We start from the raw sequence: 24,068 nt of genomic DNA, 5'->3' as shown, positions 1-24,068 counted from the left end.
CGGGCGCGCGGAGTTTCGACATGCCGCCCTTTTTGACCAGCATCAGGGTCGGCTGTCAAAGTTCATGCGAACCGCCACGATGCCAGGCCGTGGCGGCTCGCCCTTGCGCGGTGATCTACCTCAGCGGCTTGAGGCCGGCTTCGATCGAGGCACGCTTCGGCTCGAGGAACGGCGGCAGGGCCAGGCTTTCGCCCAGTGTCTCCAGCGGCTCGTCGGCGGTGAAGCCCGGACCGTCGGTGGCGATCTCGAACAGGATGCCGTTCGGCTCACGGAAATAGAGCGAGCGGAAATAATAGCGCTCGACCTCGCCGCTCGACGGCAGGCGGAATTCGGCCAGACGGGCGGTCCATTGATGAAGCGTCTCCTGGTCCGGCGCCCTGAAGGCGACGTGGTGAACCGCACCGGCGCCCTGCCTTGCGGGAGCGAGCCTCGGCTGCACGGCGACATGAAGCTCCGCTGCCGGTCCACCGGCGCCCATTTCGAAGACATGGACCTGGCCCTCGCCATCCGGCGAAGCATAGTCGCGACCCTTGCGCATGTTCATCACCCTGGTCAGCACCGCCTCGGTGTTGGTGATGTCCGGAACGCTAATGACGATCGGCCCGAGCCCGCGAATCTGATGCTCGGCCGGCACCGGGCTTTGCGCCCAGGGATGGCTGCCGCCCTTGCCGCCATCGCTGACGAGCCGCAGACGCTGGCCTTCAGGATCCTCGAAATCCAGCGACGGATAGCCGCCGATGTCCGCGATGTCTCCTGTCGGGATATTTTCGCCGGCCAGGTGCTGCTTCCACCAGGCAAGGCTCTCCGGACTGCCGACCCTGAGGCTGGTCCGCGCGATGCTATGGGTGCCGCGCCGCTCGGGGCCAACAGGCCAGTCGAAGAAGGTCAGGTCGGTGCCTGGCGTCGCCTCGCCGTCGGCATAGAAAAGATGATAGGCCGACGTGTCGTCCTGGTTCACCGTCTTCTTGACCAGTCGCAAGCCTAGCACCTTCGTGTAGAAATGAAGATTGCCCGGCGCATTGGCCGTGATGGCGGTCAGATGGTGGATTCCTGTCAGTTGCAGGCTCATGGTCGTCTCCCTGGTTTTGGGGAAGAATTTTCTCCTTCCATATCAGAACTGCGGTCGCTTCGCTGAAGGCCGGCTATCCGGACAGTCCGTCGCCGTGGATTGAACAATTCCGTCTCCGACGACATACAGAAAGTGAACAATCCGCCGCTCCCGAATTGGTCGGAGGTCACGGTCCGAGGACAATTTCCGCCGGCCGGAACGATCGTCACGCGCCCTGCCATCCTCCTGACAGACTGCTGTCAGGAGGGGTGTGCGATACTGCCTCCAGTTAGAGAGAGGAGAATAGCCATGAACGGTTTCACCATCCTGCGCGGCATGCAGCATTATGTCGGCAAGGTTCGCACCATGCGCAACGAAATTCGCACGCAGCGTTTCATGAACGCGCTGCCCGCCGACATCCGCAAGGACATCGGCTGGCCCGATATGTACGCGGAACGTCGCTCCCGAGGCAATTGAGGCGAATTTTTCGACATTGATATTGGACATGGGCGCGCCAATGCCCAGATATAGCTGCGGCGCGCTGGGGGACGGAGCGAGCTTATGCCCGATCAGAAGACAATCGGCTTCCTTTTCATCGAGGGTTTTGCCGACTGGGAATATGGCTTGCTGGCCGCCTCGGCGGTTGAATGGTTCGGCGCCCGTGCCGTGTCTTTGACGCCAGAAGGCAAGCCGGTGACCGGAATCAGCGGCTTTCGGCTGACGCCCGACCGTACGGCCGGCGTCGACGAGAATGCCGATCTGGACGGAGTCGCCGTCATCGGTTCCGACCACTGGGCGGGCAAGGCGCCGCCGGATGTCGCCGAATTGCTCAATGCCGTCGCAACGCGCGGCGGTGTCGTCGGCGGCATCTGCGCCGGTACGCTGGCGCTGGCCCGGGCCGGCATATTCGAACAAGCCAAACATACCAGCAATGGCCGCGACTGGATCAACGGACACGAAGCCGGCTATGCGGGCGACGGCAACTATCAGGACGTGCCGCATGCGGTCGCCGACGGCAGGATCGTGTCCGCGCCGGGTTCGGCGCCAGGCACCTTTGCCCTTGCCTTTCTGAAGACGCTCTATCCCGAAAGAAGCGGCGATCTCGCGCAGATGCGGACGCTGTTTGCCAGGGAATATGCTGAAGCCTCCTGACAGTATGCTGTCAGGAGGGACGTGCGATGGTGAGATAGTGCGCATGGCCGGCCCGAGAGAACGACCGATGAAAAGTTGGAACGACAGGCTGAACACGCCCGGCATCAACGGCGTGAAACCAACGCCGCGCACGGTGGGTGACGTGGTCGAGGGCCAGCCTATGCTGGTGCCGACCGCCCGCCAGGTCGACGATTTCATCCGCTCGATTCCCAAAGGCGTCGAGATGGATGTCCGCGCGCTGCGCACCGCTCTTGCCATCGAACACGGCGCCGAAGTGACATGTCCGGTGACCATCGGCTATCATCTGCGCACGGTTGCCGAAGCCGCCAGGGAAGACCTCGAGCGCGGCATGACGCTGAACGACGTCACGCCCTTCTGGCGCGTACTTGATGCGAAGACACCGACAACGAAGAAACTGTCCTTTGGCGCGGAATTTGTCGCCGCGCAGCGCAAGCGCGAAGGACTGAAACCGTAATTGCATGTCGTCTGGGAGTGGCTCCGGTCCAGGAGCCGCTCCAGCAACAATACTGGGGAAGCAAACGATGCGCCGCGCCGACAGGCTCTTTCAGATCGTGCAGCATCTGCGGGGTGGCCGTCTGGTCACCGCCCAGAAGCTCGGCACGTGGCTCGAGGTTTCCGAGCGAACCATCTATCGCGACATAGCCGACCTGCAATCGACCGGAGTGCCGATCGATGGCGAGGCTGGTGTCGGCTACATGATGAGGGAAGGTTTCGACCTTCCGCCGCTGATGTTCACCCGTGACGAGATCGTGGCGCTGGTTGCCGGCGCGCGCATGGTGCGTGCCTTTGGCGGCGCCGCCATGGCGCGGGCCGCCGACGAGGCGCTGGTCAAGATTGGCGCCGTGCTGCCTGACGCCGAAAAGGACCGCATCGCCCGCACCGAGATCCACACGCCGATGTGGGTGGTCAGCGACGCCGCCCGTGAGGCGATCGACCTGATCGAGCGCGCCGTCGAGAAGCGCCAGGTGCTGACCATCGATTATTGCGACGAGGCCGGCCGCGGCACCGCGCGCGACATCAGGCCGCTCGGCCTGTGGTTCTGGGGCAAGGTATGGACACTGGTCGCCTGGTGCGAGATGCGCGACGACTTCCGCGCCTTCCGCATCGACCGCATCGCCTCGGTGGTGATCGCCGGCCGCATCTTCAAGCCGGAGCGTGGCAAGCAGCTCGCCGACTTCTACCGCGCCGTGGAGCGCAGCGAGGACTACGGCATGGCGCCGGACCGCGTGGCGCGAAGCTGAGACTGTGTCTGGAACAAAAAAGCCCGCTCGAAGCGGGCTTTTTTGTCGGTCTGTCTTGGACCTTATTCGTCGTCGGCGTCTTCGTTCTTCGACTTCAGCGCCGAGAGCTTGGCGAACACGGCGTTGGCGTCGAGTTCGGCATCCTCGTCCTTCGGCTTTTCCGGAGCCGGCACAAGCCGCTCGGTCAGGGCCGCCGGCAGCAGCGTGTCGCCGACCGGCTGCGCCTGTTCGCGGCCGCGCGAGGCGCGGTTGACTTCCATGTCGAGGTCGATCTGCGAGGCGAGACCCAGCGTCACCGGATCCATCGGCTGCAGATTGGCCGAGTTCCAGTGCTTGCGTTCGCGGATCTGCTCGATCGTCGACTTGGTGGTGCCGACGAGACGCGAAATCTGCGCGTCCTTGAGTTCGGGATGGTTGCGCACCAGCCAAAGAATGGCGTTCGGCCGGTCCTGGCGCTTCGACAGCGGCGTGTAGCGCGGACCCTTTCGCTTGGATTCCGGCACCCGCACCTTGGGGTCGGAAAGCTTCAGGCGCTGGTTCGGGTCCTTCTCGGCGCGCGCGATCTCGTCGCGGGTCAGCTGGCCGGTCATGATCGGGTCCATGCCCTTGATGCCTTGCGCCGATTCGCCATCGGCGATCGCCTTGACCTCGAGCGGATGCAGCCCGCAGAACTGCGCGATCTGCTCGAAGGAGAGCGCGGTGTTGTCGACCAGCCAGACGGCGGTCGCCTTGGGCATCAGCAGCGTATTGGCCATTTTAGAAAAATCCTTCTCGTTCGCCCGCGTTCCCGCGCGGGCGGTGGTTTAGAGCCACCAAAATGGGAAATTCGCGGCCTGTATAACCGTTCCCTTGCTGTTTCGCAATGTTTTTGGAGGCGCGGCCGTCCCCGATACTTTCGAGAACCGGCAAGCGCATTCGAATGGCCGGGCCGCCGGCGACCGCAGCCAATGGACGGGCACTTTGGGCAGGACGCAGGAGCGCGGCGCGCGCTCCCAGAATCAGCAGGGCAGTTACCTGGATTCCAAAAAGACAAAACCCGCTGGACGGGGTCCAGCGGGCTCGGAACCGGAAACGGGAAACGTCTGCGACGGCTCTACTTCTCAGCATGAGCCCGGCCCTGCGGCCGGGTCGTGCTTGATGTCAGATCGCCTGGCGGGCGATCCGTTCGATGTCGGCGCGGTTGATGCCGAGATCGTGGAGCTGACGTGCGTTGAGACGGTTCAGTTCGCGCACGGTCTCGTTGTACATGCGCCAGTTACGGAAAGCGCGGATCGGGTTCATGGTGGTCCTCCTGATGGGGTGTTCGTTTCGATGCTGCACAGATAGTGATCATCGATGAGGACTTGAACGGCCGATTTTGCATAGCAATGATGCAAATGCTGCATTGCACCATTAAGCTTCTGTTCATCTTGTAGGCAGGGGGCGGAAGCGCCGAGATTCAGGTGATGCCGTCCTAGCCGACGTCGAGCACGATCTTGCCGATATGCTCGCCTTCCTCCATGCGCTCATGCGCGCGCCAGGCATCGGTGAGCGGGTAGATCATGTCCATGACGGGAGCCACCTTGCGCGTGCCGAGCAGCGGCCAGACCTGCGCTTCCAGCGCGGCCGCGATCGCCGCCTTGAACTCGACGGTGCGCGGCCGCAGCGTCGAACCGGTGTGGGTCAGCCGCTTGACCATGATCTTGGAGAAATCGGCGCTGGCGACAGCGCCGGCCTGCACGGCGATCTGCACGATGCGGCCTTCGACCGCGGCGGCCTCATAGTTTCGCTGGACATAGTCACCGCCGACCATGTCGAGGATGACATTGGCGCCCTTGCCGTCCGTCGCCTCCTTGACCGCCTTGACGAAATCCTCCTCGCGATAGTTGATCGCGCGGTCGGCACCGAGCTTCAGGCAGGCGTCGCATTTTTCCTTGCTGCCGGCAGTGGTGATGACATAGGCGCCGAAGGCCGAGGCGAGCTGGATCGCTGTCGTGCCGATGCCCGACGAGCCGCCATGCACCAGCAGCGTCTCGCCTTTCTTCAGACCCCCGCGTTCGAACACATTGTGCCAGACGGTGAAATAGTTTTCCGGCACGGCCGCTGCTTCCGTGTGGGTGAAGCCGGCGGGCAGCGGCAGCACGCTGCCGGTGTGAACCTTGACATATTCGGCATAGCCGCCGCCGGGGGTCAGCGCGCAGACCCGGTCGCCGATGCGCCAACGCGAAATATCGTCGCCAAGCGCGGCCACTTCGCCCGAGACTTCTAGGCCCGGCAGGTCCGATGCGCCGGGCGGCGGCGGATAGGCGCCCTTGCGCTGCTGCACGTCGGGCCGGTTGACGCCGGCGGCATGCACCTTGATCAGGATCTCGCCGGGGCCGGGCAAAGGGACATCGCGCGTCTCCGGTTTCAGCACCCGTGGACCACCCGGCTCCGAGATTGCAATTGCCGTCATCCTTGCCGGAATTTTCTGTCCGCTCGCCATGAAGTTTCCCGTCTTTCCTCGCCGCATTCTTACCGGCTGTTTGCATCCACACCCTTGCCCTATGTATGCTCATTGCCAAATCAGGCAAATGGCCAATCTGGTGTGGCGGAGGAGGAGCAACGATGGCGATCTTCGACGACGAACCCAAGAAGAAGGCGCGTCCGCACGAGATCGGGCAGGATCTGTCGCTGCTTTCCGTCGGCGAGCTGTCGGAGCGCATCGGCATATTGCGCGAAGAAATCGCCAGGCTGGAAGCGGAACTCAAGGCCAAGGACAACACCAAATCGGCCGCCGAAGCACTGTTCCGCCGCGGATAGAGGACCGGGGCGGGACGGCTCGCCGCTGAAAAGCCGGAATGCGACTGTCTTCAGACCCTGCCATCCCTTTCAGAGTCCAGCCGGATCAAAAAATGCTCGCATCCTACCGACCGATCCTCTCCCTGCTTCGCGGCACTGCCTTCCTGTTGGCGGCATCTGGCCTGCATGGGCTGCTGTTGCCCCTGCGCGGCCAGGTGGAAGGGTTCTCCACCGCGTCGCTCGGCCTGATGGGCACGGCCTGGGCCGGCGGCTTCGTCACCGGCTGCTTCTTTGCCCCGCGCATCGTGCGCCGCGCGGGACATGTGCGCGCCTTCGGCGCCTTTGCCGCGTCCGGGGCCATCGTGGCCCTGCTCACCGGCCTGATCATCGGTGAATATGTCTGGATCCTGCTGCGCGCCTTCACCGGCTTCACCATGGCCGGCGCCTTCATGGTCATCGAAAGCTGGCTGAACGAGAAAGCCACCAACGAGAACCGCGGCACTGTCTTCGGCCTCTATATGATGGTCACCTACGCCTCGATCATGGGCGGACAGATGATCGTGGCCGGCGGTGACGTGAAATCCGCGTCGCTGTTCATGATCACCGGCATCCTGTTCTGCCTCTCGCTGATCCCGACCGCGGTTTCGACGGCGTCGCACCCCAAGCCGCTGCAGGACGTCAAGCTCGACGTCAGGGGGCTCTACGCCAACTCCCCTGTGTCGGCGATTGCCTGCCTTTTGATCGGCATCGCCAACGGCGCCTGGGGCACGCTGGGTGCGGTCTACGGCGCTCGCATCGGCATTTCCACCGCCGAAATCGCCTTGATGATGAGCCTTGTCGTCGTAGCGGGCGCCGCCATGCAGTTGCCGGCCGGGCGTCTCTCCGACAAGACCGACCGGCGTTTCGTGCTGGCCGGCGCTGCCTTCGGCGCGGCGCTGTTCGCGCTTCTGATCTTCCTCTTCGAGCCGCGCTCCGGCGTCTTCGTCATCGTCTTCACCGCCGCCTACGGCGCCTTCGCCTACACGCTCTATTCGATCGCCGTGGCGCATGCCAACGACCACGCCCGTGCCGAGGACTTCGTCAAAGTGTCAGGCGGACTGCTGCTGCTTTACGGCTTCGGCACTATGATCGGGCCTTTGCTGGCGGCGGCGCTGATGGGCTGGATGCGCCCGGAGGGCCTGTTCCTGGCGACCGCCTTCGCGCATCTGTCGCTGGCCGGCTACACGCTGCTGCGCATCAGCCGCCGTGCTCCGGTTCCGATCGGCGATCGCGACGCCTTCAAGACGCAGCCGGCCGACCGCTCCGTGACGCCGGAAGCATTGCGGCTTGATCCAAGAAGAAAAGCAGAAGCAGACAGTTGAGATTTGAAAAACTTTGCCTCACAAATGAGGCATGATGTTTTCCGACGCCTTCATGGCGATCGCCGACCCCAATCGGCGCCACCTTCTGGAAGAACTTCGACGCGGTCCGAAGACCGTCAACGAGTTGGCGGCCGGGTTGCCAGTCTCACGCCCGGCCGTATCACAGCATCTGAAAGTGTTGCTCGACGCCGGACTGGTCAACGCCAAGGCCGAAGGCACGCGGCGCGTCTATACGGTAAGCAATGCCGGCTTCCTGAGACTGAACATCTGGCTCGATCAATTCTGGGAAGCTTAGCAGCCCAAGTCGCGCAGCGCTCTGCGAGGCAACGCGGATTGATTTCATGCCGGGAGGAACAATCGATGCGACGTGACGCGATTCTTGCCGCTTTGACCGCGACCAATCTGGTTTTACTGGCGGGGATCGGGCTGATGCAGATCCTGCCGGCGAGAGCGCAAGACGGCGCGGGCATGCTGCGCGTCAGCGGACTTGAGATCGCCGACGGCGAAGGCCGGGTGCGTTCCAGCATTTCCGTTTTGCCGGCCAAAGCCGGCGAGGCCGAAACCGTGCTGTTTCGTCTGATCACCGAAAGTGGCCAGCCATCCGTCAAGATCAGTGCGTCGACCGCCAGCGCAGGGTTGAGTTTCGTTGGCGGTGACGACAAGAGCTACATCATCCTCGATGCGGCCGGACCGGAAACCCGGCTCAAAATGGTCGAACCGGACGGGCGCGAGAAGGTGATCACGCCCTAGGCCGCGTGCCCCCGGGAAAGCTATCAGGCCTCCGCTGCGAGCGCCGCGCCGAGCGCATCGAGCAGTTCGCCCGTTCCATGCTCACGCGTGGCCGAGGTGTCATGGCCGTCGAAGAATGCACCCTGCTCCGTCATCACGAGCCGCGTGCCTCCGTTTTCCGCCAGGAACTCGATCGTCGCCAGGGACACAGAGACGCGGGTTTCGCCGAACAGCAGCTCATAGCTGTAGACGATGCGCTGGTCCGGCACGATGTCCTGATAGACCGCATTGAAAAAATGCATCTGCCCATCGCTCGGGCAGCCGGCATTGACCTCCTTGCCACCGACGCGGAAGTCCATTTCATGCCGGCTGGGCATGGGGTCATGGGGATCGACGAACCAGCGCCGCTTGGCATCAGGATTGCTGAATGCCGAGAAGACTTTCGCCGGCGTCGCCGGATAGCTCCGCTCGACGACAAAGGTGGAATGGACGACGGATCGTTGGCTCACTGCGGTCTCCTTCATGTTTCGTCTTTGGTTTCAGCCAGAAAATCGCCCAGCCGATCCAGCCGGCGCTCCCAGGAGAGACGTCGCTCGTTGATCCAGTGCTCCGCCGCCCTCAGCGCCTTGGGCTCGATCTGGCAGGTACGCACACGCCCCACCTTCTGCGTACGCACCAGGCCGCTCGCCTCCAGGAGGTTCAGATGCTGGACGACAGCCGACAGCGACATCGCCAGCGGCTCGGCCAGCTGGCTGACCGAGGCCGGGCCGCGCGACAGCCGGTCGACCATCTGCCGCCGCGCCGGATCGGCAAGCGCCTGGAACATCAGGTCGAGCTGGGCGGGATCGTGCAGCATCGCGGTCAGCCGTTATTGTAGGGGAAGAACTTGAAGTATGGCTGCGCCTCCTCGATCACCCTGGCGAAGGCGGGGCGCTGCAGCAGGCGGTCGTGGTAGCGCTTCACAGCGGGATATTTGTCGCCGAACGGCTCGACCTTGTTGGCATAGAAAAGCGCCGGGGATGCCGCGCAATCGGCCAGGCTGAAGGCTTCGCCCACCGCCCAGGTCCTCGACTGCATCTCCTCTTCGACGATGGCGTAGGAATTGCGCAGCTGGCCCCGCGCCTGCTCGACGCCGAACGGATCGGTCTTGTCCTGCGGCCGCAACCGGTCGCCGACGATCTTCTGCATCGGTTCCTGCACATAGAAATCATAGAAGCGGTCGGCCTGGCGGACCGCGAGCGCCAGGTCGATGTCGGCGGGAACGAGCTCGACCGGCCCCGGATAGTGCGCGGCCAGATATTCGACGACGATGGTCGATTCCAGCACCGTGCGGTCGCGCGCATCGTCGCGCAGCGCCGGCATCTTGCCGCTCGGCGATATCTTCAGGAAGGCCGCGCGCGAGTGCTCGTCACCGAGATCGACGATGACCGGGTTGAAGGCGGTGGCGTTCTCATAGAGCGCGATCAGCGGCTTCCAGCAGAAAGAGGCCAGCGGGTGGAAATGCAGCGTCAGGGACATTCTTTGCTCTTCTGTTCGTGGTTCGTCGACGGGCGGGACCTAGGCGCCTGCCCGTCCAACACTGAAGCATTTACTTAACTATTGCGGCATGCCTTGTTCGTCAAGACCGTTAGTCAGGTCTCAATTCGACCTGACATGCGCGACGATGGCGGCCTCTATGCCGGGCCAGTCCTGCGGATGCAGTTCATGGCCGCCGACCTCGATGCGAAGAAGTTTTGCGCCGGCGACCGTTTCGGCCAGCGCCTCGCCATGCTCGACCGGAAAGATCGGATCTGATGTGCCGTGGATGACCAGCAGAGGCGCCGTCATCTCCGGCAAGCGGCCCTTCCATTCATCGCCACCCTTGAGCGAAAAATGATTGGTCGCGCTGAGGAACCCGTCGGAGCGGTCGTAATCCTGCTCGATGAAGGCTCTGATCGCGACCTCGTCGGACGCATGTGCGGTACTGGCGATCGCCCTGGCATCCTTGACCATGAAATCGATCACCTGGCGGCGGTCCGACCAGTCGACATCGGCGCCGGCGGCCGAATGCTCGATATAGGCATCGGTCGTCTGCGGCAGATGCGAAGTGTCCATCCCGACCGGCGAACTGCTGATCACCGTCAGCGACGCGACGCGGGAGGGGTGCCTGAGCGCCACGCGTTGCGCGATCATGCCGCCCATCGACATGCCAATCACATGGGCCTTGCCGATGCCATGGCTGTCGAGCACACCGATCGCATCATCCGCCATGTCGTCGAATGTGTAAGGCGGCTTGCCCGGCGGATATTTGGTCGAACGGCCGGTATCGCGATTGTCGTAGCGGATGACATACAGGCCGGTATCCGCCAGCTCCCGGCAAAACGCCTCCGGCCACCACAGCATCGAGGCCATCGCGCCCATGATCAAAAGCAGCGGGGGATTTTCAGGATCGCCAAAGGCTTCGGATTTGATCTCGGGGCGATTGATCGTCGTCATCACGCAGTCTCCTAATCTGATTGCATTTTGCAATCGGTTGCACCATAATAAAACTGATACGATAATGCAACTGGTTTTGCGTGGAGAGAATCGAATGAGCCTCGATCGCCGGTCCGGCTGCCCGATCAACCTGTCGCTGGAAGTGTTCGGCGACCGCTGGAGCCTGATCATCCTTCGCGACATGATTTTTGGCGGCAAGCGGCATTTCCGCGAACTGCTCAACGGGTCGATAGAAGGCATTGCCTCCAACATCCTCGCCGACCGGTTGAAGCGGCTGATGGAATTGGGGATGCTGACCAAGGCCGACGATCCCAGTCACAAGCAGAAGGCGATCTACAGCCTGACCGAGATGGCCATCACGCTGGTGCCGATTCTCGCCCATCTCGGCGCCTGGGGCCGCGTCTGGCTGCCGACCAGCGAGGAACTCTCGATCCGCGCCGAGTTGCTGGAAAAGGGCGGACCGCCAATGTGGGAGAAATTCATGGATGAGTTGCGCCATGAGCATCTGGGTATGCCGCTCGACCCGGCATCCGGTCCTTCTGTCCGCGCGACCCTGCAGGCCGCCTTTCAAGCCGTGGTCGCCAGCAAGGCTCCCGGCGCCAGCCCGGCTGCCTGACCAACTATTTTCCCCGTTAAGAGGCCGGCTCTGCTAGAAGAAGCGGAAACCACAATTCACGGGATTGGATAAGGTCTTGGTTGAGAACTCTCGGGATGCCGCCCGCGCGCGCGCCGATCTGCGCTTCAAGAAGCAGGAAGAGGCGGCCACGGTCCGCCAAAAAGCAATGGCCGAATATGCCGCGGAGAGCGACGCCCGCAAGGTAAAGACCGACAAGTTGCGGGCTCTGCGGCTGGCCAAGGAAGCCGAAGACCTCGCCAACGCGCCGGCGGCGCCCGCCAAGAAGCCTGCCCGCGCCAAGAAGAAATAGCGCACTGCGTCCAGGCAACCCGGCTGACCCTGCCGGCAATGCTTGCTCGTCAAGCCAGCCGCTCGACGGCGCCTTCCTGGCGACAGAGGCTCTTCATCCCAACGCTTCACAAGAAGCAATTTCAACTGAAACCGGGATTGTTTCGGCCGGCCGACCGCCGATGATTGTCCCCTTCCAACAGGAGATTGCCATGACCGCGCTGCCGCTCGAAAAAGCCAGGCAAATCATCGACACCGCCTTCGCCAAGGGCGCCGATCTCAAGCTCAAGCCGCTGGGCGTCTCGGTGCTTGACGCCGGCGGCCATCTGGTCGCCTTCCAGCGCCAGGACGGCGCCTCGTTCCTGCGTCCGCAAATGTCGGCGGGCAAGGCCTATGGCGCGCTGGCCATCGGCATGGGTTCGCGCAAGGTTGAGGCCTTCGCCAAGGAGCGCCCGCATCTGGTCGCCGGTATTTCCGACGTGTCGGGCGGACGCGTGCTGCCGGTCGTCGGCGGCGTGCTGATCCGCGACAAGGCCGGCACTATTATCGGCGCCGTCGGCATATCAGGCGACACCTCGGACAATGACGAAGCCGCGGCCATCGCCGGCATCGAGGCCGCCGGCTTCACCGCCGACCCGGGCTGAGTGCTTAGTTGAGGTTGATGTCCCGGCTTGCCGACCGCATCGACACCGCGAAACCGGCCATCACATCGAACAGCGCGATGATCATCAGCGTGAAGAAGATCGAATGCGCCGCGCCCTTGACCAGCAGGAATTCGACCAGGAAGGCGACGAAGACCAGCGTCGACAGGAGATGGTCCATGATCGAGGCACTGGTCGTGCGCGCCGACTTCACCATTTCGAGGAACAGGAAGATCAGCCCTATCAGGATCATCAAATCGCCGAGCGTCATCGAGAACACCCCGCCCGACATCATGCGGAACGAGAAGATCTCGCTCGCCCACGGATCGTCACCGCCGCCGAAAATTCCGAGCAGCCCAAGATTGTAGAGAATGAAAGGCACGATTAAAAGCGGGACGGCACCGAACATCTGGCGTCTCCATATGGGGGCACCTTCTGTAGAATGCGCCACAGCCACGCCGTCAAGATTTTTCGTGTGAAGCCGCAAACACGGTAGAAGACCGGATGCAACAACCATGTCAGCCGACATCGAGCAAGCGAGACGGAGGCTCAGCGGTTGAACGAGCCGGTGCGCAGCGCGCGACGGTGATACGGCAGGCTGAACCAAGGCCCCGGCCATCAGGCTGCCAGACGCAAAAAGACCGGCCAAAGGCCGGTCCTTTGTAACTCAACCGTTCAAAAAAGCTGGTCTCAGCTTTCCTTGGGGGTCAGCACCTGGCGACCGCGATACATGCCGGTCTTCAGGTCGATGTGGTGCGGACGGCGCATTTCGCCGGAATTCTTGTCCTCGACATAGGTCGGGGCCTTGAGGGCGTCGGCCGAGCGGCGCATGCCGCGCTTGGACGGAGAGGTTTTGCGTTTCGGAACGGCCATGGATATGCTCCACTACATGGTCAAAAGCCCTGCCCGCCCTCGTGAAAGGGCCATGTCGGGGCCTAAATCTGAGAAAGTCGGGTGCCTATACACGCCTGACACCGTTTTGGCCAGCACTGCAGTGAATTTTTTTGTGTCGGCTACTCGAGGCAACCGACATAGGCGCCTGAACGGCCGGCGCGCCTCTCGATCAGATTGGCCAACCTTCTCAAGCCCGGCCCGGGTTTTGCCGGATTGCGGGCGATCGGATTGGGCAAGGTGACGGCGAGAAGTGCGGCCTGCCTCCGCGACAGCTGTTTTGCCGGAATGCCGAAATGATGCTGCGCCGCAGCCTCGATGCCGTAGACACCCGGCCCCCATTCGGCGATGTTGAGATAGATCTCCATGATGCGGCGCTTCGACATCACCGCGTCGAAATAAACGGCCAGCGGCAGTTCGACGACCTTGCGCACCGAGCCCAGCGGCCGTGACCACAGAAAAAGGTTCTTCACCGTCTGCATGGTGATGGTCGAGGCGCCGCGTGTCGCCTCGCCGGCCAGCGCATCGTCGACAACGCCGCGCAATTCGCCGAGATCGACGCCGCGGTGGAAGCAGAACTGCCCGTCCTCCGACATGATGACGGAGTGGGCCAGAACCGGGGCGACATCGTCGATCGACACCCAGCGCCGGTCATAGCCGGAGAAGGTCGCCAGGTCCTTCAGCATCAGCGTCGACACCGGATGCACGAAGGACGGCAAGTAAAGGAAGGTCAGCACTGTCGGGATGAGCGCCAGCACGGCGGCCACGACAAGGCAGCGCCGGACCCAGCGCCTAAGATTGCGGCGGTTCAAGCCGCGCGATCTTGTCGCCATGTCCAGCTTTTCGGTCTCATGATCGACGATCGGTTCCGCCAAGCCGCCCAACCCGTGCTTCTCCTCGCTCCGGCATAATGGCGCTTGCCTTCTTGCGCAACGTCTGAGTGTCGGCTACCGCTCCCGATCATGACGAATGACGACGAAATGGCGTTCGAGATGGCCCTCATCAGGCGGGCGGCGGCCGTCGAGGTGCTGCTACGGCGCCTGCTCGACGATCGCCCGCTTTCGGGCGAGATCGCGCGGCCCGACCGCCTGATGGCGGCGATGCGCCATGGCGTGCTGAACGGCGGCAAGCGCCTGCGCCCGTTCCTGGTCATGGAAAGTGCTGCCCTGTTTTCCGCCGATGGCGAAGCGGCACTGCGCGTGGCGGCGGCACTCGAATGCGTGCATTGCTATTCGCTGATCCATGACGATCTGCCGGCGATGGACGATGATGATCTGCGCCGCGGCCAGCCGACCGTGCACAAGGCCTTCGACGAGGCAACCGCGGTCCTGGCTGGCGACGCCTTGCTGACGCTGGCCTTCGACATCGTCGCCGGCGAGGCGACCGTGCTGCCGGCGGAGCGGCGGGTAGCCCTGGTGCTGGCGCTTGCCCGTGCGGCCGGCGCCGGCGGCATGGTCGGCGGCCAGAAGCTCGACCTCGAGGCCGAGCAGACGCCGCCCGACGAGGCGGGCATCATAACGCTGCAGGCGATGAAGACCGGCGCGCTGATCCGCTTCGCCTGCGAGGCCGGCGCCATCATCGCCGGCGCCGCGGCCGAGGACCGCGAAAGACTGGCCGAGTTCGGCTCGGCGATCGGCCTTGCCTTCCAGCTGGCCGACGACCTGCTCGACCTCACCGCCGACGCCAGCCAGATGGGCAAGGCGACCGGCAAGGACGCCGCCGCCGGCAAGGGAACGCTGGTGGCGCTGCACGGTGCGAATTGGGCGCGCAGCCAGTTGCACGGCCTTGTCGGGCAGGCCCACGCGCTGCTCGATCCGTTTGGTGACAAGGCGGCGCTGCTGAAGGAGGCGGCGACCTTCGTCGCGACGCGCAACAGTTGAGTGCGGCCCGCGATGTCGGTGCGGGTGGACAAAAGGGAGATCCTCTTCGATGTCGGCCAATCTGTTCGATCTCAGCGGGCGCCGAGCGCTCGTAACCGGCTCGTCGCAAGGCATCGGCTTCGCTCTGGCCAAGGGCCTGGCGCAAGCCGGCGCCAGCGTCATCCTCAATGGTCGTGACGCGTCGAAGCTCGGCGCCGCGGCGGCGCAGATCCCCGGAGCGGAAACGCTCGTCTTCGACGCGACCGACCATGACGCGGTCCGCTCCGCTATCGACAATTTCGAGCTGTCGAGCGGGCCGATCGACATACTGGTCAACAATGCCGGAATGCAATTCCGCACGCCGCTCGAAGACTTTCCCGCCGATGCGTTCGAGCGGCTGCTGCAGACCAATGTCGCCAGCGTCTTCCATGTCGGCCAGGCGGTTGCACGTCACATGATCGGCCGCGGCCGTGGCAAGATCATCAACATCGCCTCGGTCCAGACCGCACTCGCCCGCCCCGGCATCGCGCCCTACACGGCGACGAAAGGCGCGGTCGGCAACCTGACGAAGGGCATGGCGACCGACTGGGCGAAATACGGCCTGCAATGCAACGCCATCGCGCCCGGCTATTTCGACACGCCGCTTAATGCAGCCCTTGTCGCCGATCCGGCCTTCAGCGGCTGGCTGGAAAAGCGCACCCCGGCCGGCCGCTGGGGCAAGGTGGAGGAACTGGTCGGAGCCTGCGTGTTCCTGGCCTCCGATGCCTCGTCCTTTGTCAACGGCCATATCCTCTATGTCGATGGCGGCATCACCGCATCGATCTGATCGCCGCGCCGCATGATCGTCATGGTGTCGCCGGGCCGGGCAAGCCAGTGGATTATCGGCGCTTTCTTCTGGGTGTGCCTCCGACCGGCGCCGGCCCAGGGCCACCCTTGAGGGTCGGGCCGATCTCGTCCAGCGTCATCGATTTCGCCCAGTTCTTGTCCTCATAGAGATCCGCGAGCTTGTCCAGGTCGACAGGCCCCAGATCGGTGATCTTGTTTGTGCCCTGCTTCCATGCGCTTTCCCAGATCATGGCCAGGCTGCGCGCCCCTTCGGCCAGCAGCTCGACGGTTTTGTCGCCGAACTCGCTCCACATCTGGCTCTTGTCTCGAACATAGGTCTCGATGATCGCGTCGACCGAGATGGTTTCGAAGGCCGTGCGCATCACGTCGACGGTGGCCACCGCGGCGTCGTGACCGGACTGGCACAATTTCCGGAAGCCGTGCGATCCGAGCCGGCCGGGCGCAATGCCGAGCAGGGTGTTAAGGCGCGCCAGCATTTCCGGCGCATGCGAGCGCAGCATGTCGGACTCATAGGCCGAATGGACCTCGTGGCCGAAAATCTCGCCGGTCGCAGGATCCTTCAGATCAGGATCACCGTTGAACTTGTAGGAGATATGCAGCGGCTGACAGCTGTCGCCCTCATAGTGAGCCATGACGCCTGCTGCGGCAACGAAACCCACCGCGTCTCCCGCTTTGGCCGCCTGCACCATCATATCGTAAAACTGCCAGACACGGAACGGCAGCAGGCCGCGAGAGCGGTCATGAATGTCGTCATAGTAGTCCTGGAAAACCTTCACGGTCACCATATTCGGATCGGTACGGCCACCACGGCCCTTGGTGAGGTCGAGCAGAGTGCGGCCGCGCGAGTTGGGCTTGTCCATATCGGCAAAGTGATTGGGATTTTCGTGATTTCCCCTCGCGGCGGGACTGCCAGGGCGCTTCCATACTTTGTCCGGCACATCGGCAAGCGGGGAGAAGCGCCGTTGTGACGCGGTCGTAAACGACTTGGCGGCAATATTGTCATCGCCATAGGCGACGCGGTCGATATTGGCCATCATCAATTTGGAAAGATTGGGATCATCGATCAGTTGGCAGGCTTTGGCTCCGATCGTGTAGTGGCCGACATCCCCCCAATACTCGGGCAATCCGGAATTGATCCCGCGCAGAACATCCACGTCCAACTCGCGACAGACGGTGCTGACGAAAGTCGCCAGTGCAAGTCCTTGGGCCACACTGCTGCGGCCGCGATCGACAAAGACATGTCCGCCCCATTGAATCGCCATTGGACGCAAAGGGTCGGCACCTTCCGCATTAGGATCCGACACGCACCACAGCGTGCCGGAATCTCCGGGACGCGTCGTCATTCCACGGTCGGGGGCGATCAGCAGGTCGGACACGTAATCGGTACCGCCAATCGATTTGTAGCGATAAAACAGCGCCGCGACCTTGCCGGCAAGCGGCCCGGAAGCCCCTCCGAATGCCCGCACCTCACTGTCGATCAGATCGACCGTGATGTTATCGGCGTGAATGTCGAGCGGCGCGCCAATCGGGCCGAGCCCCGCGATCTGCGAGGTCCACATCGAGACATCATCAACTTCGACAAGACCCACATCGAGATTTGTGACTGCGCGGGCTCCCGGCCATCCCGGATAGACCTCCTGGAAAGGCTTTTTGCGAATTGACCCATCAGCCGATACGCCAACGTCTACACGATCGCCGCGCAAGATGGTCGCGACCTTGTCCCCCGGACGGCCGGCGACGTGCTGGTTGGTGAGCGCGAAGGTTGCGCGGCCGTCACTGACCAGACACCCGACCGAGCCAAAATGATCCGTCCCTTGTACTTTTGCCGTCAGCAGGAAGCCTCCGCCGATCAGGCCGTTGGGAAAGGATGGTGCATCGTCGCTTCCGGCTGGCGCATCCTGGCGTTCGACAAGGATGGTGCAGGTCGGGATGACACGCCCGTCCGGCAGAAACAGCGCCCGAGGTACCATCTGATCGGGGTTCCGGCCGAAATCGGCGCGGTCGACCCAGCGGTCGACGAAGACTTGTACGCATGGCCAGGACCACGGCCTTATCACTGTATTGTAGAGCGTCTTGGCTTCGGTGACAGGCTTGAAATCCTTCGGCTTCTCTTCAGCTGGAGAATGGGCGGCATACCAATCGTCTTCATGGATGCGGTATCGCCCGATGGCAGTTGCCGTCACATTTACCAGATGAGACAGGTGGAGATGGTAGGCGTCACGCGCCTCAATTAGATCGCGAACCGAAAGCGAGCTGTAGTCGCGCTGAGGTGGAAACTGCTTCATGACATTCCCCCTTCTTGCTAATTGTTATTTTATTGAACTTTGTACCCTTCCTGGTGAATAGCCAGGCTGATGCTATCATACATTGAACAAAGAACAGAAGAGCCGACTGTTGTTGATATTTGTGTCAGTCGTGTGAATATAAGATCGAGGAGTCTTATTGAGCTCCTTATACAGCCTCACCAACTACGCCGCACGGCACGAACAAGGCCGCCCCGGACACATCGTTGACATAGGCCGACTGCGAAACCCGTACGGCGCGAAGTTGCTTTCTGGACGGCATCTCCGACCCGGGAAGTCGCGATCATATCGCATCCGCTTTTGCTGGCACGTCGCCGGCGCGCGAACGAAATCTTAATGTAAATGAAGCGTAATCCCGGTCGTTAAAATAATGCGTATGTGTTGGGGTTGCGCATGCCGGAATATTCTTCCTTCATCCGGTTTGTCCGGATTCGCTATCTTTCAGGATTGCTGATTTTCGCGCTGGCTTCCACGGCCATCATGGTTGCGCTCAACCGTGTCAATTCCTTCCGTCATGAGATCGACGCGCTGAGCAGCAACCTCGTCGTCTTCACCCGCGATCTGCGCAACGCCACCAGCTTCGCCGAGACCACCGGTTCCGCCTGGCGCAACGAGACGCGCGACGCGCTGACCGCTTCGGCCCGCGACCATTCGGAACGCCTGACCAGCGAGATCGACACGCTGACCGCCCAGTTCGCCGCGCTGCGCTCGCGCCTGTCGGCCAAGACCATCAATGAGCTCGAAACCGCCTCGGTCAACGGCGACCTGTTCTGGTCGGCGCATGACATGGTGCGCAACTTCAACCTGATGTCGATGGCGCAGAAGGCCGATGAATGGAGCTATCGGGAAATCCGCAACCAGAACGACCTGTTCGTCCAGCCGATGCTGGTCCGCGTCCGCACCGCCATGGATGAAGAGCGCCATTTGGCCGACGCGTCCAGCGACCGGTTGCTGTTGTGGGCGAGCGGCCTGCTGTTCGGCGTCCTGGCCATCGTCGCCTTCTGGATCTTCCGGCCGATGGAGCAGGCGATCCGCCGCGCCTTTGCCCAATCGGCCGAATCCCTGTTCAAGGCGGAGGCCGCCGACCGCGCCAAGTCGGAATTCCTGGCCAATATGAGCCACGAGATCCGCACGCCGATGAACGGCGTGCTCGGCATGGCAGAACTCCTGGCCAAGACCGAATTGACCCCGCGCCAGAAGACCTTCACCGACGTCATCGTCAAATCCGGCAATGCGTTGCTCACCATCATCAACGACATCCTCGATTTTTCCAAGATCAATGCCGGACAGCTCACCCTGGACCCTGCCCCTTTCCGTCTCACCGAAGCGGTCGAGGACGTAGCGACGCTTGTCTCGGCGCGCGTCGCCGAAAAGAACCTCGAACTGATCGTGCGTGTCGATCCGCGCCTGCCGGCCCATGTCGTCGGCGACGCCGGCCGCTTCCGGCAGATCGTCACCAACCTGGTCGGCAATGCTGTGAAGTTCACCGAGAAGGGCCATGTGCTGATCGATGTCGGCGGCGAGACCGTCAACGATGTCGTCCAGCTCAGGTTGCGCGTCGAGGACACCGGCATCGGCATCCCGGCCGAGAAACTGCAGAACGTCTTCGAGAAATTCGCGCAGGTCGACGGTTCCTCGACCCGGCGTCACGAAGGCACCGGCTTGGGCCTTGCCATCGCCGCCCGCCTCGTCGACCTGATGGCCGGCAAGATCGGCGTCGAGAGCGAGATCGGGCGCGGTTCCGTCTTCTGGTTCGCGGTGCCGCTGCCCGTGCATCATGCCGAGGCGCGCGACGCGATCGTGCCGGTCGACGTCACCGGCGCGCGCGTGCTGGTCATCGACGACAATCCGGTCAACCGCGAAATCCTGCTCGAGCAGCTCAGAAGCTGGAGCTTCGACTGCGCTGCCGCCGAAAGCGGCGCGGTGGGGCTGGCCTTCCTCGATCGCGCCTGCCAACTGGGCGCCAGCGTCGATTGCATCATCCTCGACTACCAGATGCCCGGCATGAACGGCGCCGATGTCGCCCGGGCCATCGCCGCCGACAGCCGGCTGTCGACCATCCCGATCGTCATCCTGACCTCGGTCGACCAGGTCGATTTCGGCAAGATGATCATCGATTTCGGCATATCAGCGCACCTGACCAAGCCGGCGCGCTCGGCGGTCCTGCTCGGCACGGTCATCTCGGTCATCCAGAAGGCCCGCTCGCAGGTCGGCAAGGCGCAGTTCGTTCGCGAACCGGTCCAGCCGAAGCCGGTGCCGCAGGCGGCTCCTCCCGCCTTCACGGTCATCCGTGGCCCGGCCGTGCCGGTGATGGCGCTGCCGGAATCGACCGCGCTGCCGAACGGCACGATCGACATCCTCATCGCCGAGGACAATGAGGTGAACCAGCTGGTGTTCGGCCAGATCCTCAACGGGCTCGGTCTGAGCTACCGCATTGCCGGCAACGGCCGCACGGCGGTCGAGATGTACCGGTCGCTGCATCCGAAACTGATCCTGATGGATGTTTCGATGCCCGAGATGAACGGCTACGAAGCGACCCGCGCCATCCGGGCGATCGAAACCTCGTCGGGCGGTCACATCCCGATCGTCGGCGTCACCGCGCACGCGCTGAAGGGCGATCGCGACAAATGCATCGAGGCCGGCATGGACGACTATCTGCCAAAGCCGGTTTCGCCCGACCGCCTGGGGACGAAAATCGGCACCTGGCTCAGCGAAACGGTGGTGGCCAAGACGGCGTGAGATACGTCGGGGCGGGCTGTCGGATCAGCGCAGCCGACCGATCGGGATGATTTCCGCAGAGGTGTCCGCATAGGCTTCGCCCTGCCAGTCGCCGAACCATTGCTCCACCAGCAGGCCGGTCTCGTCCAGCATCCCGGCAAGATCTTCCCTTTTCGGAAACGCGATTTTCGATTCGGCGCCCAGAATTGGTCTGCCGCCCGGAATTTCATAGAAGGTCGAATAGGTGACCACCGCACTGGCGGCATCCCAATCCGCATCATACCATGCCCTGACCGTGCCGAGGCTGGGATGCTCCACCATCCTTTCGGAGCGCTGCGGCGTCCATTTCAGCCACGCCTCCACGGCGGGATTTCGCGTGTCGAAGATGAAGCGCCCACCGGGGGCGAGATGTTCGGCGATGGTACGCAGCACCGCCCGCTGATCCTTTTCGGTCAGGAAAACCTGGAACGCGTGACCGGTCAGCAGCACCAGATCGAACCGGTTTTCGAGCCGCACCGTTCGGGCGTCGCCGACAACCCAGTCGACCTTGTCGCCGTCGGTCCTGCGTCGCGCGACGTCGAGCATGGCCGATGCGGGATCGACACCGGTGACGTTGCACCTTTCGGCCATTTCGGCAGCCAGTTGACCCGTGCCGCAACCAAGATCGAGGACCGAGCCGCCATCCCGTGCAAGACGGATGCAATAGTCGAAATCGGCGCGGCCGTCCTGATTCTCGATGTCGTAGAACTGAACAAAGTCGGGATCATTGTAGATCAGATCGGTCATGTCGCCGCCTTTAGCTCAAATGCCTGCCATTCGCTACAGGCACAGTCGACGCTGCCGATGGCGTTGCGGCGTTGCTCGGCCCCCATACTCAGCCGGCCACGTCCAGACGATAGCGGCGCATCCAGTCGAGGCTTGCCTCGTCAGCGAGCTTTGCGACGCCAGGCCGGATGTCATCGGCATTAGGCAGTGGAACGCCGAGGGCCTCGCAGAGGGCCAGCAAGGTCGCCGCCGGGTCTGCGGAAAGCCGCTCGTAGCCAATGCGCAATGGCGTCAGGCCTTGCGCCGCGAACCAGATGTTCCAGGCCGTGTCATAGGCTTCGAGCTTGGCGAGTTCCCCTTTGATCCGCTCGAAATCATAGTGCGGCTCTTGCGCCGGCGCGACCCTTTCGATCTCGGTGCCGTCAGGCGCAATGTGCCAAAGACCGGTCTGCTGCGCCTTGATCAGCGAGATTGCCTGCGCAAGCTTGTTCTCGCGCGACAGGTGGATGTAGAGGGTGCGGCCAAAGGCCTTTTCGAAACGCGCTGTATCCGACGCCAGCCCCGGAAAAATCAGGTCGAGAATCGACGAAAGTTCATCCAGGTTTTCGCGCATCAGGCGCAGGCCGAAAATGCCTGTTCCGCCCTTTCCGGCGGTGATCGCCGCGTTGAGATAGGCAATCTCGAATTCAAGCTCGCCCATCGTCTCGCGGGCTGGCAGTTTCCACTCGTCGGCCCACTCCGACAGGTCCTGTCGCCGATAGAAGGAGTGCGGATCGCCTGATGTCCGGGTGGAGGCCAGGAGCTTGCACAGCAAGGTGCTGCCGGTTCTCGGCGTGCCGCAGATAATGTAGGCGTCGAACATCCCGCTGCCCTCGTCGCTCATCGCAGGCAGGGCAATCCCGGCCAGTCCGCCGTCGCCTATAGTCGAAATTGTTGCTGGATGCGACGGGCACATTCGAGCGGTGTGAACCGGCTGGTGTCGACTTCAAGGTCGTAGCATATATCCTGGTGCACGCGCTCATATTGCCAGCGCGCCAGCCCCGGCAGCCTGTCCGTGCGCTGCGCTTCGCGGGCTTCCAGCACCTCCAGCGGCGCCATGACACCGACCAGATGGAGATCGAAGGCCGACAGCAGCTCGACATAGTCCGATAGCTCGCCGTTGCACAGCACGTCGTCGACGATCAGGTCGTTGCCTTGCCCAGCCATGGCGGCAATGGCGTGGCGCATGCCGCGCAGGGTCTTTTCGCCCACCGCTCCGGTCCGGATCACGACCGACGGCTTGCCGTCCCGTTGAACGGTTTCGTAGGAGAAACCATCGGCATGGTCCTGCAAGGCATCGGGCAGCATATCGAGAAAACTGTCCATCTGGACATGCAGGTACGGCGCGGCGGTTATTGCCTGCAACGCCTTGGCGATCGAGCTTTTGCCGGCACTGCCGACACCATTGAGCAGAACGATCCTGGCTGTCATCGTCAAACGCCTCTCTCGGACCGGCCTACCGGTTGCGCACCACCACGCACGCCCCGCCGACACTCTGCAGTTTCCGGCAGATGACATTGGCGGCGGCACGATCTTCGATGCCGATCCTGACCGCGTAGATGCCGCGCCGGCCAATCGGCGTGCGCACCCGGCTCACCACGGGGTCGTGGCCGGCGAGCAAGGCCGGGAACCGGCTCCGCACCCTGAGCCACTGGCTGACTGCCGCGCTGCGGCGGAAATTGCCGGCGACCTGTACGCCCCAGGGTTTGACGTTGATCGAGGCCATCGCAACGGTCTGCGACATGATGACAGGCAGCTTGCGGCAGGCGACGGCAAAATCCGTCTTGGCATCCAGCGGTTTGATTTTGCCGGCATAGGCGGGGTCGGTGAATTTGTCGACCGGCTCGCCCATGACGTCGAAGACATAGCTTTCGGTTTCCATCGGCAGGAAGCCGCCTGAGCCCAGCCAGCGCGACACCCGGCTTTCGCCGGCATTGTAGGCGGCCGCCGCCAGGCCGAGATTGCCGTAGCTGGTTTTCATTTCGGCGAGATATTTCGCCGAGGCCGGGATCGCCTGGTTGATGTCGAACGAGTTTTCGAGCCCCCGCATCTTGGCGGTGCCTGGCATGAACTGGGCGATGCCTTCGGCGCCGACGGGGCTGACGGCGTTGGGATCGAAACGGCTTTCCTTCCAGATCAGCCGGGCGAAGAAATCCCGGGGCAGGCCGTTCTGGTCGGCATGGGCCTGGATCAGGTTGCAAACCTTGTCGATCAGCCGCTGCTTGGCCGATTGGGGCGGATCGGCCTGGGCAAGCGCCGACCAGGCCATGCCGAACAGGAAAATCAGCGCCGCCCAGAGGAAACGCTGCATTTGA

Annotated in this window: 30 protein-coding genes; 14 read left to right on the top strand and 16 right to left on the bottom strand. The window is 63.0% G+C overall.

Annotated features, from left to right (window positions below; genetic code table 11):
• Positions 1-115: 115 nt before the first annotated feature.
• Positions 116-1,069 (bottom strand): ring-cleaving dioxygenase, encoded by a 954-nt coding sequence (locus AC1DPX_RS07685; RefSeq protein WP_477235586.1) that lies wholly within the window; start codon positions 1,067-1,069, stop codon positions 116-118.
• A gap of 288 nt (positions 1,070-1,357) precedes the next feature.
• Here AC1DPX_RS07685 and AC1DPX_RS07680 point away from each other — a divergent pair, with 288 nt between their 5' ends.
• The 4 genes from AC1DPX_RS07680 to AC1DPX_RS07665 all read left to right on the top strand — a co-directional run bounded on the left by AC1DPX_RS07680 (position 1,358) and on the right by AC1DPX_RS07665 (position 3,462).
• Positions 1,358-1,525 (top strand): hypothetical protein, encoded by a 168-nt coding sequence (locus AC1DPX_RS07680; protein WP_019861634.1) that lies wholly within the window; start codon positions 1,358-1,360, stop codon positions 1,523-1,525.
• An 84-nt stretch (positions 1,526-1,609) separates the two neighbouring features.
• The gene (locus AC1DPX_RS07675) at positions 1,610-2,200 is read left to right on the top strand and encodes a DJ-1/PfpI family protein (protein ID WP_477235584.1); all 591 of its coding nucleotides are present in this window, start codon (positions 1,610-1,612) and stop codon (positions 2,198-2,200) included.
• 67 nt (positions 2,201-2,267) lie between these two features.
• Entirely contained in the window at positions 2,268-2,675 is a 408-nt protein-coding gene (locus AC1DPX_RS07670) for a hypothetical protein (protein ID WP_477235582.1), read from the top strand.
• A gap of 67 nt (positions 2,676-2,742) precedes the next feature.
• On the top strand, positions 2,743-3,462 hold the full coding sequence (locus AC1DPX_RS07665; protein ID WP_095201249.1) for a helix-turn-helix transcriptional regulator: 720 nt from the start codon (positions 2,743-2,745) through the stop codon (positions 3,460-3,462).
• Between the two features lie 62 nt (positions 3,463-3,524).
• On the opposite strand, the gene AC1DPX_RS07660 is transcribed toward AC1DPX_RS07665, so the two are convergent.
• The 3 genes from AC1DPX_RS07660 to AC1DPX_RS07650 form a co-directional block, all read right to left on the bottom strand.
• The gene (locus tag AC1DPX_RS07660; RefSeq protein ID WP_044548374.1) at positions 3,525-4,217 is read right to left on the bottom strand and encodes a DUF1013 domain-containing protein; all 693 of its coding nucleotides are present in this window, start codon (positions 4,215-4,217) and stop codon (positions 3,525-3,527) included.
• 385 nt (positions 4,218-4,602) lie between these two features.
• On the bottom strand, positions 4,603-4,743 hold the full coding sequence (locus AC1DPX_RS07655; protein ID WP_202357532.1) for a DUF1127 domain-containing protein: 141 nt from the start codon (positions 4,741-4,743) through the stop codon (positions 4,603-4,605).
• Between the two features lie 172 nt (positions 4,744-4,915).
• Positions 4,916-5,926, bottom strand: a complete 1,011-nt coding sequence (locus AC1DPX_RS07650) for an NAD(P)H-quinone oxidoreductase (RefSeq protein WP_202357531.1) — start codon at positions 5,924-5,926, stop codon at positions 4,916-4,918.
• A 122-nt stretch (positions 5,927-6,048) separates the two neighbouring features.
• Between AC1DPX_RS07650 and AC1DPX_RS07645 the strand changes: the two genes are divergently transcribed.
• The 4 genes from AC1DPX_RS07645 to AC1DPX_RS07630 all read left to right on the top strand — a co-directional run bounded on the left by AC1DPX_RS07645 (position 6,049) and on the right by AC1DPX_RS07630 (position 8,333).
• On the top strand, positions 6,049-6,243 hold the full coding sequence (locus AC1DPX_RS07645; protein WP_096451036.1) for a DUF1192 domain-containing protein: 195 nt from the start codon (positions 6,049-6,051) through the stop codon (positions 6,241-6,243).
• Positions 6,244-6,335: 92 nt separating this feature from the next.
• Positions 6,336-7,583 (top strand): MFS transporter, encoded by a 1,248-nt coding sequence (locus AC1DPX_RS07640; protein WP_477235581.1) that lies wholly within the window; start codon positions 6,336-6,338, stop codon positions 7,581-7,583.
• Between the two features lie 31 nt (positions 7,584-7,614).
• Positions 7,615-7,878, top strand: a complete 264-nt coding sequence (locus tag AC1DPX_RS07635) for an ArsR/SmtB family transcription factor (protein WP_010911936.1) — start codon at positions 7,615-7,617, stop codon at positions 7,876-7,878.
• A gap of 65 nt (positions 7,879-7,943) precedes the next feature.
• Positions 7,944-8,333 (top strand): hypothetical protein, encoded by a 390-nt coding sequence (locus tag AC1DPX_RS07630; protein WP_477235579.1) that lies wholly within the window; start codon positions 7,944-7,946, stop codon positions 8,331-8,333.
• Positions 8,334-8,356: 23 nt separating this feature from the next.
• Here AC1DPX_RS07630 and AC1DPX_RS07625 read toward each other — a convergent pair whose 3' ends face one another.
• The 4 genes from AC1DPX_RS07625 to AC1DPX_RS07610 form a co-directional block, all read right to left on the bottom strand.
• Entirely contained in the window at positions 8,357-8,836 is a 480-nt protein-coding gene (locus tag AC1DPX_RS07625) for an SRPBCC family protein (RefSeq protein WP_477235577.1), read from the bottom strand.
• On the bottom strand, positions 8,833-9,168 hold the full coding sequence (locus tag AC1DPX_RS07620) for an ArsR/SmtB family transcription factor (RefSeq protein WP_137930819.1): 336 nt from the start codon (positions 9,166-9,168) through the stop codon (positions 8,833-8,835). Before AC1DPX_RS07620 ends, AC1DPX_RS07625 begins: the two co-directional genes overlap by 4 nt.
• 5 nt (positions 9,169-9,173) lie before the next feature.
• Entirely contained in the window at positions 9,174-9,830 is a 657-nt protein-coding gene (locus AC1DPX_RS07615; protein WP_477235575.1) for a glutathione S-transferase family protein, read from the bottom strand.
• A gap of 120 nt (positions 9,831-9,950) precedes the next feature.
• A complete protein-coding gene (locus AC1DPX_RS07610; protein WP_477235574.1) occupies positions 9,951-10,787 on the bottom strand; it encodes an alpha/beta fold hydrolase in 837 nt (278 codons plus the stop codon).
• Positions 10,788-10,881: 94 nt separating this feature from the next.
• On the opposite strand from AC1DPX_RS07610, the gene AC1DPX_RS07605 reads away from it, so the two are divergent.
• The 3 genes from AC1DPX_RS07605 to AC1DPX_RS07595 all read left to right on the top strand — a co-directional run bounded on the left by AC1DPX_RS07605 (position 10,882) and on the right by AC1DPX_RS07595 (position 12,335).
• A complete protein-coding gene (locus tag AC1DPX_RS07605) occupies positions 10,882-11,403 on the top strand; it encodes a winged helix-turn-helix transcriptional regulator (RefSeq protein WP_202357525.1) in 522 nt (173 codons plus the stop codon).
• A 76-nt stretch (positions 11,404-11,479) separates the two neighbouring features.
• Complete coding sequence (locus tag AC1DPX_RS07600) at positions 11,480-11,713, top strand: hypothetical protein (protein WP_477235572.1); 234 nt, start codon at positions 11,480-11,482, stop codon at positions 11,711-11,713.
• Positions 11,714-11,903: 190 nt separating this feature from the next.
• Positions 11,904-12,335 (top strand): GlcG/HbpS family heme-binding protein, encoded by a 432-nt coding sequence (locus AC1DPX_RS07595; RefSeq protein ID WP_477235570.1) that lies wholly within the window; start codon positions 11,904-11,906, stop codon positions 12,333-12,335.
• 4 nt (positions 12,336-12,339) lie between these two features.
• Here AC1DPX_RS07595 and AC1DPX_RS07590 read toward each other — a convergent pair whose 3' ends face one another.
• The 3 genes from AC1DPX_RS07590 to AC1DPX_RS07580 form a co-directional block, all read right to left on the bottom strand.
• Positions 12,340-12,741, bottom strand: coding sequence for a hypothetical protein (locus tag AC1DPX_RS07590; RefSeq protein WP_064981146.1), 402 nt, complete (start codon positions 12,739-12,741; stop codon positions 12,340-12,342).
• Between the two features lie 281 nt (positions 12,742-13,022).
• Entirely contained in the window at positions 13,023-13,205 is a 183-nt protein-coding gene (gene rpmF / locus AC1DPX_RS07585) for a 50S ribosomal protein L32 (protein ID WP_008834724.1), read from the bottom strand.
• A gap of 140 nt (positions 13,206-13,345) precedes the next feature.
• Positions 13,346-14,107: a biosynthetic peptidoglycan transglycosylase gene (locus AC1DPX_RS07580; RefSeq protein ID WP_477235568.1), complete on the bottom strand. Its 762-nt coding sequence runs from the start codon at positions 14,105-14,107 to the stop codon at positions 13,346-13,348.
• A 78-nt stretch (positions 14,108-14,185) separates the two neighbouring features.
• Here AC1DPX_RS07580 and AC1DPX_RS07575 point away from each other — a divergent pair, with 78 nt between their 5' ends.
• Both AC1DPX_RS07575 and AC1DPX_RS07570 read left to right on the top strand, forming a co-directional pair.
• The gene (locus AC1DPX_RS07575; protein ID WP_477235566.1) at positions 14,186-15,103 is read left to right on the top strand and encodes a polyprenyl synthetase family protein; all 918 of its coding nucleotides are present in this window, start codon (positions 14,186-14,188) and stop codon (positions 15,101-15,103) included.
• Positions 15,104-15,152: 49 nt separating this feature from the next.
• Positions 15,153-15,908, top strand: coding sequence for an SDR family oxidoreductase (locus AC1DPX_RS07570; protein WP_477235564.1), 756 nt, complete (start codon positions 15,153-15,155; stop codon positions 15,906-15,908).
• Between the two features lie 52 nt (positions 15,909-15,960).
• Here the strand turns inward: AC1DPX_RS07570 and AC1DPX_RS07565 are convergent, their stop codons facing one another.
• A complete protein-coding gene (locus AC1DPX_RS07565) occupies positions 15,961-18,213 on the bottom strand; it encodes a Nal1-like putative serine protease (RefSeq protein WP_477235562.1) in 2,253 nt (750 codons plus the stop codon).
• A 411-nt stretch (positions 18,214-18,624) separates the two neighbouring features.
• On the opposite strand from AC1DPX_RS07565, the gene AC1DPX_RS07560 reads away from it, so the two are divergent.
• Complete coding sequence (locus tag AC1DPX_RS07560; protein WP_477235561.1) at positions 18,625-20,970, top strand: response regulator; 2,346 nt, start codon at positions 18,625-18,627, stop codon at positions 20,968-20,970.
• 24 nt (positions 20,971-20,994) lie between these two features.
• Here the strand turns inward: AC1DPX_RS07560 and AC1DPX_RS07555 are convergent, their stop codons facing one another.
• From AC1DPX_RS07555 to AC1DPX_RS07540, 4 genes are all read right to left on the bottom strand, one after another.
• Complete coding sequence (locus AC1DPX_RS07555) at positions 20,995-21,735, bottom strand: class I SAM-dependent methyltransferase (RefSeq protein WP_477235559.1); 741 nt, start codon at positions 21,733-21,735, stop codon at positions 20,995-20,997.
• Between the two features lie 88 nt (positions 21,736-21,823).
• Positions 21,824-22,597, bottom strand: a complete 774-nt coding sequence (locus AC1DPX_RS07550; protein WP_477235557.1) for a Stf0 family sulfotransferase — start codon at positions 22,595-22,597, stop codon at positions 21,824-21,826.
• A gap of 35 nt (positions 22,598-22,632) precedes the next feature.
• A complete protein-coding gene (locus AC1DPX_RS07545; RefSeq protein ID WP_477235555.1) occupies positions 22,633-23,184 on the bottom strand; it encodes a phosphotransferase-like protein in 552 nt (183 codons plus the stop codon).
• 25 nt (positions 23,185-23,209) lie between these two features.
• Entirely contained in the window at positions 23,210-24,064 is an 855-nt protein-coding gene (locus AC1DPX_RS07540; RefSeq protein ID WP_477235553.1) for a transglycosylase SLT domain-containing protein, read from the bottom strand.
• Positions 24,065-24,068 lie beyond the last annotated feature (4 nt).

The sequence above is a fragment of the Mesorhizobium sp. 01N446 genome (genome assembly GCF_056399285.1).
The sequence above is the reverse complement of the archived record's forward strand: the minus strand, read 5'-3'. Positions and strand labels throughout refer to the sequence as shown.